14 protein-coding genes are annotated in these 16,294 nt (G+C 27.1%); 3 read left to right on the forward strand and 11 right to left on the reverse strand.

Translation table 4 applies throughout. The features are described 5' to 3' along the window. Window positions 1–2: 2 nt before the first annotated feature. The gene (lpdA, locus tag SCHIN_RS04265) at window positions 3–1,538 is read left to right on the forward strand and encodes a dihydrolipoyl dehydrogenase (protein WP_166508400.1); all 1,536 of its coding nucleotides are present in this window, start codon (window positions 3–5) and stop codon (window positions 1,536–1,538) included. Between the two features lie 28 nt (window positions 1,539–1,566). Here lpdA and SCHIN_RS04270 read toward each other — a convergent pair whose 3' ends face one another. Genes SCHIN_RS04270 through SCHIN_RS04285 form a run of 4 tightly spaced genes read right to left on the reverse strand, consistent with a single transcriptional unit; the run spans window position 1,567 to window position 4,996 of the window. After that, window positions 1,567–2,301 (reverse strand): class I SAM-dependent methyltransferase, encoded by a 735-nt coding sequence (locus SCHIN_RS04270; RefSeq protein WP_166508401.1) that lies wholly within the window; start codon window positions 2,299–2,301, stop codon window positions 1,567–1,569. Between the two features lie 57 nt (window positions 2,302–2,358). Further along, window positions 2,359–3,033 (reverse strand): 5'-methylthioadenosine/S-adenosylhomocysteine nucleosidase family protein, encoded by a 675-nt coding sequence (locus SCHIN_RS04275; protein ID WP_166508402.1) that lies wholly within the window; start codon window positions 3,031–3,033, stop codon window positions 2,359–2,361. A 3-nt stretch (window positions 3,034–3,036) separates the two neighbouring features. Further along, window positions 3,037–4,134 (reverse strand): nicotinate-nucleotide adenylyltransferase, encoded by a 1,098-nt coding sequence (locus tag SCHIN_RS04280; RefSeq protein WP_166508403.1) that lies wholly within the window; start codon window positions 4,132–4,134, stop codon window positions 3,037–3,039. Between the two features lies 1 nt (window position 4,135). Beyond that, window positions 4,136–4,996 carry an HAD-IIB family hydrolase gene (locus SCHIN_RS04285; RefSeq protein WP_166508404.1) on the reverse strand — a complete coding sequence of 287 codons (861 nt, stop codon included), beginning with the start codon at window positions 4,994–4,996 and terminating at the stop codon, window positions 4,136–4,138. Window positions 4,997–5,239: 243 nt separating this feature from the next. On the opposite strand from SCHIN_RS04285, the gene SCHIN_RS04290 reads away from it, so the two are divergent. Together SCHIN_RS04290 and SCHIN_RS04295 are read left to right on the forward strand one after the other, a co-directional pair. Beyond that, entirely contained in the window at window positions 5,240–5,380 is a 141-nt protein-coding gene (locus SCHIN_RS04290; RefSeq protein WP_166508405.1) for a hypothetical protein, read from the forward strand. Beyond that, window positions 5,370–5,696 (forward strand): hypothetical protein, encoded by a 327-nt coding sequence (locus SCHIN_RS04295; RefSeq protein ID WP_166508406.1) that lies wholly within the window; start codon window positions 5,370–5,372, stop codon window positions 5,694–5,696. The genes SCHIN_RS04290 and SCHIN_RS04295 overlap by 11 nt, the downstream gene beginning before the upstream one ends. A 91-nt stretch (window positions 5,697–5,787) precedes the next feature. On the opposite strand, the gene SCHIN_RS04300 is transcribed toward SCHIN_RS04295, so the two are convergent. From SCHIN_RS04300 to SCHIN_RS04330, 7 genes are all read right to left on the reverse strand, one after another. Further along, window positions 5,788–6,312 (reverse strand): hypothetical protein, encoded by a 525-nt coding sequence (locus SCHIN_RS04300; protein WP_166508407.1) that lies wholly within the window; start codon window positions 6,310–6,312, stop codon window positions 5,788–5,790. Window positions 6,313–6,518: 206 nt separating this feature from the next. After that, window positions 6,519–7,046: a hypothetical protein gene (locus SCHIN_RS04305; protein WP_166508408.1), complete on the reverse strand. Its 528-nt coding sequence runs from the start codon at window positions 7,044–7,046 to the stop codon at window positions 6,519–6,521. Between the two features lie 1,189 nt (window positions 7,047–8,235). Further along, on the reverse strand, window positions 8,236–10,041 hold the full coding sequence (locus SCHIN_RS04310; RefSeq protein ID WP_166508409.1) for an ATP-binding cassette domain-containing protein: 1,806 nt from the start codon (window positions 10,039–10,041) through the stop codon (window positions 8,236–8,238). 76 nt (window positions 10,042–10,117) lie between these two features. Further along, complete coding sequence (locus tag SCHIN_RS04315) at window positions 10,118–10,765, reverse strand: hypothetical protein (protein ID WP_166508410.1); 648 nt, start codon at window positions 10,763–10,765, stop codon at window positions 10,118–10,120. 102 nt (window positions 10,766–10,867) lie between these two features. Next, entirely contained in the window at window positions 10,868–12,577 is a 1,710-nt protein-coding gene (locus tag SCHIN_RS04320; protein ID WP_166508411.1) for a hypothetical protein, read from the reverse strand. Window positions 12,578–13,062: 485 nt separating this feature from the next. After that, window positions 13,063–13,782, reverse strand: coding sequence for a hypothetical protein (locus SCHIN_RS04325; protein WP_166508412.1), 720 nt, complete (start codon window positions 13,780–13,782; stop codon window positions 13,063–13,065). An 81-nt stretch (window positions 13,783–13,863) separates the two neighbouring features. After that, window positions 13,864–16,224 carry a hypothetical protein gene (locus SCHIN_RS04330; protein WP_166508413.1) on the reverse strand — a complete coding sequence of 787 codons (2,361 nt, stop codon included), beginning with the start codon at window positions 16,222–16,224 and terminating at the stop codon, window positions 13,864–13,866. Between the last annotated feature and the right edge of the window lie 70 nt (window positions 16,225–16,294).

Consider the following 16,294-nt stretch of genomic DNA (forward strand, 5'->3'; position numbering starts at 1 on the left):
ATATGACAAATAAAAATGATAATGAAGAAAATGCTTCAGTTATTGGTTCCACTCCTGTTTCTAATGACTTAATTAAACGAGGCAGAAGTAATAACAAAATAAAAAATGATGAAGACTTAAAAATAAAAGAACAAAATAGATATGAAGTAATAGTTGTTGGTGCTGGAGTTGGAGGTTATGTTTGTGCAATACGTTGTGCACAACTTGGTTTAAAAACTTTAGTTGTAGAAAAAGAAAATTATGGTGGAGTTTGTTTAAACAAAGGTTGTATACCAACTAAAGCACTATTAAAATCTTCAAAGATTTATTCAAGTCTTCTTCATTCAACACAAGAATTTGGAATTACTTTGGATGTTAAATCTGTAAAAGCAGATTGAGAAAAAATACAAGAAAGAAAAAATGATATTGTAAATAAACTTACAGGAGGAGTTAAAGCTCTTTTAAAGAAAAACAAAATTGATTTTGTAAAAGGAACTGCTAAAGCTGTAAATAAAAATACAATTCAAATAGATTCAGAAATATATTGAGCAGATAACTTAGTAATAGCAACAGGTAGCGTTCCGAATGGAATGAAAACTAAAGGTTATGAAAGTGCATTTGAAAATGATTTTGTAATTGATTCTACCAAAGCACTTTCATTACCAAAAATTCCAAAATCAATAATCATAATTGGTGGTGGAGTTATTGGAATTGAGTTTGCAAGTATTTACAAAAATCTTGGAAGCAAAGTTACTATACTTCAATTCTTACCAACAATTCTTGAAATGTTAGATTCAGATGTTGCAAAAGAAATGACAAAACAACTTTTAAAAGATGGGAATGTCGAAATAATTACAAATGCAGAAACTTTGGAATTTAAAAACAACAGTGTTGTTTTTAAACAATTAGAAGAAGTCAAAGAGATTAGTGCAGACTATTGTTTAGTTTCTGTTGGAAGAAAAACTGTTACAACTGGTTTTGAAGACATAAACTTAAAAATTACAAATAGAAATCATATTGAAGTAAATGATTATTGTGAAACAAACATTGAAGATGTATTTGCAATTGGTGATGTAACTGGAAAAGTTATGTTAGCTCATGTTGCATCTCACCAAGGAATAATTGTTGCAAATAGAATTGCTAAGAAAATGAAAAAACCTTTATGAGAAGATAAAAAAATGCATTATGATAGAATTCCAAGTTGTGTATACACAAAACCAGAAATTGCATTTGTAGGTTTAACAGAAGATCAAGTTAAAAAAGATGGTTTAGATTATTTAACTTATTCTTTCCCCTTCCAAGCAATTGGAAAAGCTTTGACAGATGGTGATCCAACAGGTTTTGTAAAACTAATTTGTCAAAGAGATAATAAAAAAATACTTGGAGCACATATAATTTCTGATAATGCTACAGAAATGATTTCAGAAATAACAGCTGTTATGGAGTCTGAAGGTACAATTTCAGAAATAGCAAACTCTATTCACCCTCACCCCACTTTAAGTGAAGCTATGGGAGAAGCTGCTATTGCATTAGAGTATGGGAAACCAATTAACTTTTAAAAAAAGTTTGACAATTGTCAAACTTTTTTTATTTATAAGCAATAAAAGTTGCTGTTTTTAAATTTATAAAACTTTTTTTATTATAATTTTTTATAACTTCAATTTTAGAAAAACCTAAATTTGAAAGTATCATTTTAAATTCTTCAATACCATATCAAGACATTTTAAAGTTTTGTGTTTCTTTTAAAGTTGAATCAATATAATAGTTAACTTCTGTTAAGCTATATTGTTCTTCTCAATTTATACTCTTTGAAATATTTTCAACCTCTATTTCAAGATCAAATACATTGTGTTTTAACTTATGAGAAACACCAACTTTAAACTCTGATGGAAAAATTAAATCTATCATGACAAAACCATTCTTTTTCAAACTAGTGAAATAGTTTTGTAAAATTATTAAAGCTTTTTCTCTAGTTTCAATCAAATTAAAACTTGCATTTGGCATAATGATAGCTTCAAACTCATCTGGTCTACAGAAAGTTTCTAAAGATTGACAAATCAATTCTGATTTTAAGTTATTATTTTTTAAATGTTCTTCACAAAGTTCTAACATTTCATTTGATTTGTCAATTCCTATAATGTCTACCTTATATTTCAAGAAAGGTATCAACATTCTTCCATTTCCAACTCCAGCTTCCAATACCTTACCTTCAACTGGAAGAATGTATTCTTTATAAAATTCTAAATCTCCATCCACACTTGTTCCTGGAGGTTTTGTAGCATCATATAATAAACTACTATATTTTTGATATTTATTTTCCATATTTTTTTCCTCAATATATAGATAATAAAAAAACTTGCACAAAAGTGCAAGTTACTATTATAAATAGTTTTTTGTTTCTAAAAAACTAATAATTTTCTTAGCTATTTCTTGACTGGCAAAATCAAGAATAGTTTTAAATTGTGTTTCATTTGAGGGTTCAGATAAGGTATCACTTACAATTTTAAAAGACATAATTGGCTTTTTGAAAATGTATGCTGCTTGATAAAAACCAGCACACTCCATATCAACAACATCTATTTCATCATTTATTGGCAATATAAATAATAATTTTTTTGGCAAGTTATTGATAAATACATCGCTAGATGCAATATTAACATTTTTAAAATTGTTTGTTTTATTAAAATCGTTTTTTAAAGTTGAATCTGAAGAATAAGATTTTGGCATTTTTGGGACTTGACCATAATCGTATCCAAAGCCTGTAGCATCAGCTGTGCTATTATAGACTTTGTCAATTAATACCAAATCTAGCGATTTTAAATTTTCACTGACACAACCAACCAGTCCTGAGTTGATATAATACTGGCAATTGTATTTAGTTTCAACGTAAGTAAAGCAGCTTGAGGAATTGGCAATCCCTACACCACTAATTGCTATAAGTGTGTCACCTTTTCTGTAGATCTTGTACGGAAGTTCTTCGACCAATTCTGGCATTAATTGGTCTATCAGGGGTTGAGCTTCGTCTGTCATGGCAAATAATAGACAAATCTTCATAATTTATTCCCCCTTTACTCAATAAGAGTAAGTTTCTATAAGTTTTTGTCCAATAGAATTTGGACCGTGTTTTTTAACAGCAACATTATATTGTTGCTCTAATAGAGATATAAAACCCGTTTTTAAATCAGAGTAAACTAACGCTCTGTATTTTTCAACATCTGGATAGTTTCTTTCACTAGAAATTTTGTCAGCACAGAACACTATCATATCAAGTGTTGACATTTCCTTATCCCCAACAGTATGTTTGAAAACTGCATCAACAACCTCTTGGTCATCAAGCAATCAATCATACTTTAGATGAAATGCTCCTGCAAATGAATGCAATACAGGTTCTGGTTCACTTAAAAGTGATTTATCATATTTTGCAATAAATGATTTCATTTCATCAATGGTTCATCTTTTTGCAACATCATGAAGAGTTCCTGCAACAAGAGCTTTATTTAAATCATAGTTGTTCAATTGAGCTAATAATAAAGCTTCTTGACCAACGTTTAATGAATGAAAATATCTTTCTTCATCCATTTTTGACTCTACTCTTTCATATAAAAACATAAGTTTGTTATTAACATAATCATTAACTTCCTTAATTTGTAAATTTAAATCTTCTAAATTCCTTATTTTAGTAGAACTTAGGAAGTTATTTTCAAATGTGAAAGTTTCTAAATTGTATTTCTCAACAATGTCTTTGTTGTATACATCGCTTCTAAGAAATACTTTAAAATCAATTGACTTAATAAGATCGCTAAAATGATCTCAATTTTCAAAGCTATCCAATTGGTCAGACCCCATAATGAATGAAAATTCAATATCTGGGTATGACTTTTGAAAATGACAAACAGTGTCATAAGTGTAGCTTCTTTCGTGTTTTCTAACTTCAAAAGTTTCAAGACGAATAAAGTCTAAACCTTTGATTGCAATATTTATCATTTCAAGTCTTTGAGTTACACTCGAACTTGAAAGTGTTTTAAAAGGATTGACATAGGCAGGAACGATTCATACTTCTTCAAATCCCAACTTTTCATGACATGCTTTCATAATGTTTACATGGTCTGTGTGAATTGGGTCAAAGCTTCCTCCAAAAATAGCAACTTTTTTCATTCTATTTATTTTGGTCTACTAATTCTCTTAAGTATTCTCCTACTCCATTATCTTCTATATGTTTTAAAACTCTTTTTGCAATTTTTTTAGCATTTTCAACACCATTTTCAACAATACACCCAAAAGGTGATTGTTCTGTCATTTCAATATCATTATTATTGTCCCCAGCTGTATGGATAGTGTTTATATCAACATCCATAATTTCAGCTCATTTTTGTAAACCAGTTGCTTTATTAATACCATTATTCATAGCATCAACCAAGAACCTATCTCCCATTTTAGTTGTTGGACAATTTAAATCTAATTGGTTTAAAAATTTTATAGTTTCATCAATTATCTTGTCATTTCCATCTAGTGGAAATGAGAACAAATATTTAACAGGTTTGTGGATTCCATTCATAACACACTCTTTTAGCTCGTCTAGATTTTCAAAACAAATCATTTCAGGTCTTAAACTAGAGTCTAAATCCTTGTATGATTCTCCAAAAGTTACGATTCTTTCAGAATCGTTTAAACCAACTATTGAAGTTGCTGTATAAAAGATTAAATCAAGATTATTTTCTTTGGCAAAATCGATAATCTTTTCACTAAACTCTTTCTTTACAACATCTTCAAATAATACTTCTCTTGTAATTGGATCTACAATGGCTGCACCATTACATCCAACAACAGGTAAAGTTACATTTAATTGATTTATATACACTTTTGAAGTAGCAAATACCCTACCAGTAACAATAAAGAACTTAGAACCGCTCTTTTCTTGATAATTTAAAATATCTTCTATTGTTTTGTCTAAAATTTTAAAATCTTTGTTTTTTACGATTGTTCCGTCTAAATCACTAGCTACAAAGGGCAATGTCATAATGAATATCTCTCCTATTAAATTTTGATTTCATTATTATTTTACACTATTAGATTGAAATAGTGAAAAAATCGCAAATTATTTAGAGCTATTAGGGTTTAAATAATTTGAAAAAATAATTATTTTTAAAAATAAATTACTTTATATTCTTTAAAAACCTCCATTTTAAGGGCATATCAATAATTGAAATATTGTAATCACAGTTTTGTAATCATATAGTTTACTTATAGCGAGAGTGAGAGAATGAAAAATATTTTATATAGATTAACTAAAATACTTGGGTGAACCTTTCCATGATCAAGAGCCAGTTACAGATATTGATTTGAAAGAGCTTTAAAAGATCATGAAAAATCTAAAAGAAGTATAAACAATAATGAAAAGTAATTGAATTTCTAAAAATTTATTACACAGAATCACAGAAACTGGAGTAGATAAAGCAAATGGTGAATGAAATAAACCTGCAAGCAGCGTTTATCATATTATAAGAAAGGCTTTAGACGATTACTATATACCCGATATTGATAAAATCTATAACTACGAATGATGAGTTGAACAATATGGAGAAAACGCTTTGAAAGAATATTGTTATGATTTAGAATTTCAAGTTAGAACAATTTATGACCAGCCTAACAACCCTGACATATTAGGACTAAATATGTATGGTTGAGAGTTAATCGAAATTATAAAAGAAAGAAGATAATTATTACAAATGATTTAATAAGATTTTTTATTTTATATTTAAATAAAAAAACATATTCTATACTGTTTAGAATATGTTTTTTTGATATAGTTTATTTTTTTGACCAGCTTGTAAGTTCGTCTTCTGTGTAATTATATGTATAACGCTTATTATTTCATATAAAAAAAACCTCAATACTTTCAAAAAAATATGTTCAACCATATAAATAAAACACCATTGTAAAGAATTCTGTTTGGGTACCAGAAATTAAAAATTCATTTTCTGTGTCTGTTAGACTGTGATCTAAACGAATTTCTATATAACCATCACCAAAGTGTTTATCACTTAAATATAGTCCGAAGTCATTAAATTTTATACTAAATGAAGAATTTGGCACAACATCAAACAATCTTCAATTAGCAAAGAAAATTATATTATCTTCTGATAAAACTCTCGCCCTTAAATTTGTGAGTTCTAGATTGAAATCTTCTGTTTTAATTAATTCTTCTTTTCCTAAATCTATTTTTTCATAATTAGGTCACTCTCTTGGAATAGGTTTATACCAACAACTTACAACATTAGAACTGGTTCCAATAATTGTGGTAAACCCCATAAAACTGTAAAGTAATTTTTTCATTTTATTCCCTTCTAAAAAAACTATATTTACATTAAAAATAAACCCTTGCTTAAATATCAATGATTTTTAATGTTTAATACAATTTTTCATTAATATTTAATCTTTTTTAAACAGATTATTATTACTATTCTATCTAAAATTAAAATGCTTACAAGTTGATTATTTTGCTCTTATTTTTATAAATATACTAAAACATTTTTCTAATGTTATTTATTTTTTAATTGACTTGTAAGTTCTTCTTCATTGTAAGTATATGTGTATCTATGATTGTTTAATAGAAAAAAAACCTCAATACTTTCAAAATAATATGGTCAATCAAATGAGTAAAAAACCATTGTAAAGAATTCTGTTTGAGTACCAGAAATTAAAAATTCATTTTCTGAGTCTGTTAGACTTTTACTTACATAAAATTCTTCCCTCCTAGAACCAGAGTCTTCGTAAAGCAAATATAGACCAAAGTCACTATAATCTATACTAAATGAAGAATTTTGAACCACATCAAACAATCTTCAATCAGCAAAGAAAACTATTTTTTCATCCGATAAAACTCTAATTCTTAAATTTGTAAGACCTAGATTAAAATCTTCTGTTTTAATTAATTCCTCTTTTCCCAATTCTTTTTTTTCATAATTAGGAGATGTTGGTCCACCAGGATTAGTCCAACAACTTACAACATTAAAACAGGTTCCAATAATTGTTGTAAATCCCATAAAACTGTAAAGTAATTTTTTCATTTTATTCCCTTCTAAAAAAACTATATTTACATTAAAAATAAAACATTTCTTAAATATTAATGATTTTTAATGTTTAATACAATTTTTCATTAATATTTAATCCCTATTAAGTAGATTATTATTACTATTCTACCCAAAACCAAAATGATTACAAGTTGATTATTTTGCTCTTTTTTTAAAAATATACTAGAATACTTTTCTAAAGGTTTTTTTGATCAGCTTTTAAGTTCGCCTTCTGTGTCTGTTAGACTGTGTAACCATCACCAAAGTGTTTATCACTTAACTATAGTCCAAAGTCACTAGATTTTATACTAAACGAAGAATTTGGCACAACATCAAACAATCTTCAATCAGCAAAGAAAATTATATTTTGGTCCAATAAAACTCTAGCCCTTAAATTTGTAATTCCTAAATTAAAATCTTTTGTTTTTAGAATGATTAACTTTTTTAGTTATATAATTAATATTTTCCCCATTTTTTGAGCAGGAAAATTGCTAAAAAAATATATATAAAAATATATATAAAAATATGTGTAAATATATATAAAAATATATATAAAAATAATTTCACCTTTATATCCTTTCTATTAAATTTTTTTGAGTTGTGTATCTGTAAATAAAAGTTAATTATAAATAAAAAAAGAGCTCACGCTCTTATAAAATGAACCGCAGTATCATTTTTTTAGACTTCATTTAGAAGTTTATTGAGGAACAGCAATTTATAAACGTGCCCGGTGCGGCATGCACACCTATGGTTTATAAATCCTTTTCTACTGTTAATTCAATAGTAGCATCTTTATGTAAAATTTCAATAATTTTGAACAAAAAACACACAAACAACTTTTTTTAAAAAACCAACACTAATCAAAGTGGAGCAAAGTCTCTGCTAGTGCTATTTCAAGCAGACCGTGGCTAACTTAATTACCAATCTTATTAAATAAAAGCATAGTTATTTATATGTTTACAATACTTTATTACAATACATTGTCATTTAAATATAAACAAAAAAAGAGCTGATGCTCTTTTGAGTTTGGACTCCACGCCCTGTTTTGTCGTATGTCATATCACATAAGATATACAACCCAGTCAATTGAAAACTGATTAATTTAATAATACCATAATTTTGAACATTTTTAATAATGGTTATTTAAGTTAACGAAATAAAAAATCACCTCAAGGTGATTTTATTACTATAATGGTAAATCTTTTTTAGTAAATACAAAGTAAGATCCAACATATAATCCAATCCCAACACCTAATAAAACTAAATATTGAGCAAGATATTTTCCAACTTGACCTACACTTGTATAATCTACATTAAATAAAGTATTTAATGAGAAATATTTAAAGAATGCTACTGAATCATCAATCATACTTACAAAGTATAATACGTAGAATAAAATAGCTATTCCAGCTGCCGCTCCTATTGAAGCTGAAGATTTGTTAAATCATGTACTTGAAAAGAATGCAATTGCAGAAACTGCAAATAAAATTAAGAATAATCCTAAATAATTCATTGCAAGAACACCAAAGTCTAAGTTAGCGCCTTGTCCTCAAGCACTAACTGTTATAGTTGTTGCTAAAAATTGAATTAATATACTTACAAATAATGAATTAATAAAAGTTAACATTTTAGTTAAAATAACACTTTTTCTTGATTGATTTGTAGTTAATAAATTAACCATAGTTCCTTTATCAACTTCACTAGCTACCAAACTATTTCCAGTAACCAAAACATAGACCAATAATAACAAGTAACTTATACCTGTTGATGAAGTTATCAATCCTTGAGAAGTTTGCATTAAAATTTGATTTCAAGTTAATCCATTTGCAGCTTCAGGACTGACTTGAACTGGAAGATTTGGATTATTAATAAGCACTGAGAATGCAATTATTATCATAATTGTTGGTAGTGCAGTCATAAAGAATCATAATCCCGCAGATTTTCTTATAGTATCTTTAATTAATTCAAAAGATATAATAGATTTTTTATTTGAAGATTTTAATTCAATATTATCTAATGAATCCACTACATCAGTTTCTATTTCGTTTTGATAGTATTTCATAAAATATTGTTCAAGATTTAGTGGATGTTCTTTTATGAATTCCAAATCAAAGCCACTCACTAGTTTAATAAAATCATTAATATGTTTATTTTCAACAACTACTGTTAAAGTATTATTTTCAAAACTTTTAACTTCAAAGTTTTTATTATCAAAAGTTTTTTTGTCAACTTTAGATTTAAATTTAACTTCATAAGTTTTTTCATCATTATATTGGATATCTTTAATATCAATTGTTGATATTATTTTCCCTCTTTTAATAATTGATACATAATCACAAGTTCTTTCAATTTCTGAGAAAATGTGAGAAGAAAGAATAATTGCTTTTCCTTCTTCTTTTGATTTTTGAACCAATTTTACAAATTTTTCTTGCATCAATGGATCTAAACCAGTTGTTGGTTCATCAAGAACAATAATGTCAGGATTGTGCATTCAAGCAATTACTAATGCAACTTTTTGTTTCATACCTTTTGACATTTTTTTGATTTTCATATTAGGATTAAATTCTCAATAATCGATGTATTTTCTAACATCATCTCAGTTTGTCATGTTTCTTAATTTGAAAATTTGTTTTAAAAGTTCAATTCCTGTCATTTGAATTGGAAAAGCAATTTCTCCAGGAACATAACCTATGTTTCTTTGAACTTTATTTGCATCAGTTCATGAATCAAATTGTGTAAGTTGCGCAATTAAAGAATCTTCATTCTGTTCTTGTTTTGCATCAGCTACATTTTCGATCATTACTGTTGAAGTTCCACTATCTGGTTTTATAAATCCCATTAAACTTCTAATGGTTGTTGATTTTCCAGCCCCATTTGGACCTAAGTAACCAAAAACTTTTCCGTATTGGACGTTAAAGTTTATATCAAAAACTCCATATCCAGATTTGAATCTTTTATTAAGATTCTCAACTACTATAGCTTCTTTTTTCATTTATTTTTTTCTCCTCTTTTTTTAAAAATAATTTAAATATTGTTAAATTTAATAATTAGTTTTTAAAAAAAGAGTATTATAAATAATCACCATTTAAAATGGTACTTAAATATATTTGATTTTTCATTTTAATACTATATTGTTGTTGACCTTTATTTATTAAAAATACTTGTTTAACTTTCAAAGAAAAAATTATAAGTTTTTTGTTAATCATTTCAATAATTTTAGTTCCAAAAGTTTTAATGCTTTTAATTAATAATGAAACAAGTTTTCAAATGTTAATTAAAACAGAGGTAATGATTCTTTTGATAATATAACCTTTTGCTAATTCAATTTTTAAAGCTAAATATCAAATAATTGAAAAATATAAAGTAGCTTCCAAGAAAACAGGTGTTTTTTGGTGACTTGAATTAAGAGTAAAATTAGTGATTAAAATAAAAATAACAAAAATCAAGTTATAAATTAATATCTTTATTTCTCTTTTATCCATACTTGCGTTTGAATGTGAAAAATTATCTTCTTTTAAGTCATTATAATTCTTTCTTATCATTTTTCACATTCTAAATTGGTAAACAAAATAAACTGCTACTATAGAAATTAAAATAGCTGCTTGAAATAATCTAAATAATAGACCAAGATCTGCTAATAGGCCTAGAATTGAAATCGCTAAAAGAACACTAAATGTTATTTTTGCTGTAGATTTATTTTTAGTATTTTTAAACATTTCAATTCCCCCTTGTTTAAATATAATCATACACTATTATTGAAAATTTTCAAAAATATTGAAATTTTATTTCACAAAAAAAATCACCTAAAAGGTGATTTTCTATTTTTTATAAATAAAACTTGTTAAGAAGAACTCTAAAGTAGAATAATCTACAATAAAAATGTTGTAATCTTCCATTTCAATTTTTGGATCTACTTCTAATACTTCATTTACAAGTAGAACAACCGAGAATTTAACATCTTTTGGTAAATTCATTTGTTTTCTAAGTTTTTTAATATCTTTTGCAAATGAAGAATATCTATTTTTAACAACTCTATCAACCAAGTTACCTGGCCCAATAATTGTTTTTAATGAGTCTTTGTATTTTGCTCAAGGTTCTGCATTATCTGTAAAAATATTGTTAAAGAAGAAGAAACAAATGTTTGCATTTCTTTCATAGGCAATTGCATCTACTAAGTTATTTGTTTTTTTATCTCTATTTCTGGTTGCAAAGTAAGGTACATTATTTGGATCTATATTTTCAATAACAGCAAATCTTTTACCCAATTTTCAAATGGTTCAATTTACCATATCGTGCATTTTTTCATCACGTAATTCAAACATTTTGTTTCTTACAACACTGTCAAATAACATATATTCTTTTTGTGCATGAATTGACATTCAAATCATTTCTGGATAACCAACAATAAAGAATCTTCTTTGAGTGTCATTAAATCCTAGTAATGGTCTTTTGTAAATTCCTGTTTCATAAAAGTCATCTAAGACATCAGTTGTGTGAGTTGTGATATTATAGAAAGTTGCATCTTTTATCATGTCTGTCAACATTTCAAAGTTTATTTTTTCTCCAAATACTTTTTGAATTGTTTCAAAAAGATTTGTCATATAACCTGTATAGTCATAGACATTGTAATATTCAAAAGAGAAAATTAATTTATCAAGAACTTTAATATAATCTTCTAAAGTTAAGAATTTAGAAAAAGGTACATCTTTAAACAACTCTTCTTTAGTATCTTTTGCCATCTGTCTAAGTTCTGGGTCAATTCAAAGAGTTAAGTCTTCAATTCTTCTCTCTTTTCTGTCTTGTTCTTCTTTATCTAATTCTAATAAAGAACCAAATTTTAAAGGTTTTAAAACATTTCTATCAACTTTAACATAAGCTTCAGTTTTTGGGTCTAATGAAAGATGAAAGTCTCTGGCGTCTTTCGCCTGTTTTGCATAAGAATACATTCAAATTAACATAAATAAATCTTTATAAGCTTTTAAGTCATAAATTTTTTTATCAATAAAGTCATCCATTTTAGAGAAGAATGATAGCATATCTTCATTGTTTTTGATAAAGGTATAACTTCAAGCAGAAAGTGCTTCATAAAAAATTCTTAAACTATTTTGATAAATTCTATAATTATATTTTTCTTTATCAAATTTATATACTCTTAAATCTACTGAAAAGTTAGCTTTATTAACTGTTGAAAGTAAAACAAATTCTTGAGCTAATAATCTTGCTCCAAGATAGATCATTGATGCAACAAACGCTCTTCCTGATTGAATAGTTTTTTCATCAAAAATTCTAATAAATCCTGCTTTTGCATCTCTTACATTTGTTGAATAAAATTCAACTCTATCATAAATCATTTGTTCTAATTCTAATAAATAAGAACCCATTCTTTTTTCGTTTTTTTCAAGTTCATCAAACATTTGAATAATATCTTCTGGTTCAATACCAAAGTAATCAAAATAGTTTAATTGATCATCGAAATCATAAAAATTTCCTCTACCAGAAATTTTTTGAAAGTAACGTTCACTTGCCATGCAATTGCCACCTCGCTCATTTATATGATTATACCTTATTTTTGGGTGTTTTTATGCTTGAGTTTACAGTACAACACATAAGTGTAAAAAAAGTCAAATCTCTTAAATTTTACACTTATATGTTTTATTTTGCTGTTTTTTGTGAAAAAAATTTGCAAAATTTCAAAAAAAAGTTGCAATGTTATTTTTTATATGATACATTTAATTATGTCCTTTCGGACCGACACTTATGGTTCATAACCCCTTTCTTTACATCACTTTCATTAAGGGGTCAATGAAATAAACATCCTTTCTTTCGACTTGGCTTGTGTCTACTTCCATAAGTGTTTTCAGTTGACACAAGTCTTATTCATTACTCATTCATATCTTTTTAATTATTAGCAAATCAACAATTTGAAATGCAGAAATGCATAATTAATAATATAAAAAATGCCTGTCAAAGGGCATTTTTTAATATCTAATTTTAGATAAAAGAAAAAAGCGCATTATTGCGCTTTTTTTCATAATCCTCTATTCATGATTGAGTGAACTATCATCATAACAGATGGGAAAACTGATCCGAAAAATAATAATACTAAAGGATTTTTCATATCAGCTTCATAAGCTTTAGCTGCAAGATTTTGATTTAATGGTAAAAAATTTTCAGGATATCTTGGATCTGTAAATGTTTTACCTTTAAAAATTGCTGGAAATACAATGTAAAAAGAGATAATAATTGCAATACTTGTTATGGTAAAGATTTTAATAAAAACATCGATAGTTCTTGCTAATTTAACTTTTTTTCAAATAAATACATTTTGAAGAGCCATTAATGAGTTTAATGCAAATAAAATGGTACATGCCAATATTAATGCAGGTTCAATTGTGTTTAAAACAAAATCATATTTTGTATCAAATGAAGTTTCTGTTTCAGTAACTTTAATTGAAGCTATTGTCATAAATTTTATAAAATCTATAAAACCAACATAAATTTGTGATTCTTGCTCTATTCCTTCTCCTGCTGCATTGACTGTAGATCAGTCAAAACCAGAAGAATATCAACTGTAATAATCAGATTTATTAAATAATCCAATTACGTGAATAGTTTTTTGACCATCATCACTTTCAACTTTTAAACCAATTACAAAAATGAATAATAGTAAAAATACAAGCACAACTAAATTTATAACTAATTGTGCAAATTTTGCAGGTAATCTAAATTGCATGTATATCAGCTCCTTTATTTTTGTTCTCTATCTATAAATTATATATAAAATCAATTAAAAATATGCTCTAAAAGCATATTTTTAACTATATGGCGGGAAATAATCTGGGTTATTTTTATTATTTGTAACATTATCTGCTCAATAATTTGCAAATGCCATAAACATTTCTCTTGTTATACCAACGTTTATAAAAATGTCAACTTTTGTAATATTTGAATCACTATTTAAAGTTGAGTCTTTTCATCAGTTTGCATAATCTTGGTTAGTTAAAATATCACCGTAAGTTGATATTTTACCACTCATAATTCTTGTATTAAAGCTTGTGTTGTTAAATCCGCTCATGTAAATATTTGTTCTCATATTTCCTTGACCACTTGAGTTTACATCAGTAATATGGAATCTTGAAGTATCTCTGTTTAGCATTTCTGCAAATGCTAAATCATCATCCATGTTTTCTGGGTTACCAGAATCTATTCCAAGATCTTGATATTTTCCAAGTACTAAGTTGTCTGAACTTATTCCTAATTGTCAAATGTTTTTGTATTCTGCTTCTTTTGTAACATCAAATAACTCTTGAATTCTTGAATAAGTTGCTGCAATAAATGCATCTTTTAAGTCATTTACTCGTAAATTGTCAGTTGATGTTGCATTTGTAAGTTGTGCTAAGTAACCTGCATCTTTAAATCATGTATTATTGCTAAAGTCTTGATTTGCAATTTTTGAAAGATCAAATGGTGTAACTGCAAGAGTGTTAGCATCTGGTTGATAAACTCATTCACTTGCAACTTGTTCATTGAACTTTGCTTTAATTGTTTCAAGCATTAAATCCATTCTTGATTTAAAGAATACGTTTTTAAATCCTTTATCACTCACAAATTCATTTTTTTGAGTAACTGGGTCTTTTCCTTTATCTGGATCATATGCAAAATTTGCTCTATTTGCTTCTTGTTCCTCAGTTAAAGTTTTATTTTGATAAGTTATTCCTAAACGATATGCTGAGTTAAGACCAAAGTCTCGATACATTGCTTCACTATCAAGAATAGCTCCACTTCAAAGAACTCCGTCAGGTGCAACCTTATACATTTTTATTGTAATATTGCTTGCTGCAAAGTCAATTTCACCATCATTTGGATTAGTTGGATCTTTACTGTATGCAATTAATGTTAAGAAGTCGTCAAGTACTTTTTGACTTTGACTAGTTGAAAGACCTGGTGAATTTACATCTTCATCTTGGTCAATTATCCTCATAGCATTAAAGTTTTGGATAATTGCACTAACTTCTGCTTTTTCACCTGAAGTTAAGTAATTTGCACTTTCAACAACTTTTGCATTTTTATTTAAAGCACTTCATCAACCGTTTAAAACAGTTTTTCCATATGCTAAATCTTCATCTGTATTTTCATAAATTGGGTTTTTTCTATCTAATAGTGATTTAAACAGAATTGCATAAATTCTGTTTTTAAACCTCACATTAATATGAGTAACATTAATTCCTTCACCAATATAAATTTGGTTATCATAATCTAATAAGTAGCTGTTTAAGTATTCTGTAATTTCTTTTTGTGTTTCTTTATTACCTAAAGTTTCATTAATAATATCTGATTCCATCATAATATTATTTACAAAGTCTGTTGTTGAAGGAGTATAACCTAAAATTCCTCCAGGTACAGAAACATCATTTGGATCAAAAATACCATCTAAACCAATTAATTGTGAAGAGTTTACAAAACCTTGGTAAATAGCACCTCTATTTTTTGTTTGCTCATGAGTTGATTGGTTAATTGGTGTAATTGCTGAAGGATAAACTCCATTTTCATCCATTCAAATGGCATTTGGATTAGATTCTTCTACAACAATTTCTCCGTCACTATCTACAACGATTCTTTTATTAACATTAATTCTTGCATAAGCTGGATCTCCAACACCAACTCAACCTAATTTTTCTTCATCTAAAAATGTAACAGAAATTGACCATTCATCATTATTAACCATTCATCCACTAACATTTTTACCAATAGATTGAAGAGCATTTTCATCTCCTCCTCCATATAGGTCGTTAAAACTTCATCTAGAAGCCTGTCACTGCATTTTTCCAGCAATTCACCCATATCCAGGAACTTTTGAAGAAATTTGGTTTAAAAGTAGGTTAGCCATAATAAAAACTTTCATACTTCCCAATAACATTTGCTTTGAAGATGAACTAGTGTCAGTATTTCCACCCAATAGTTGAATAAGTTTTAATGATTCTTCTTTTGAAACATTTCCACCAAATTTGATTTTATAGTCTTTTAATATTTTTTCATTTAAACTTGTAATACCCAATATTCTTTCATCTTCAGTGTAACCAGATGACATACCAGCCCCGCCACGACATGCCACAACCAGAGAGGCACTTGATGAAAGTAAAATTGATGTCATTAATAGATTTATCAGTTTTTTCATATCATTACCCTCCCCTTATTAGAATAATTATACCAAAAAAAGTGTTATTAATATTTTTCTCAAAACTTTA

It is taken from the genome of Spiroplasma chinense, from assembly GCF_008086545.1.
In the GTDB taxonomy this organism is placed as follows: domain Bacteria; phylum Bacillota_I; class Bacilli_A; order Mycoplasmatales; family Mycoplasmataceae; genus Spiroplasma_A; species Spiroplasma_A chinense.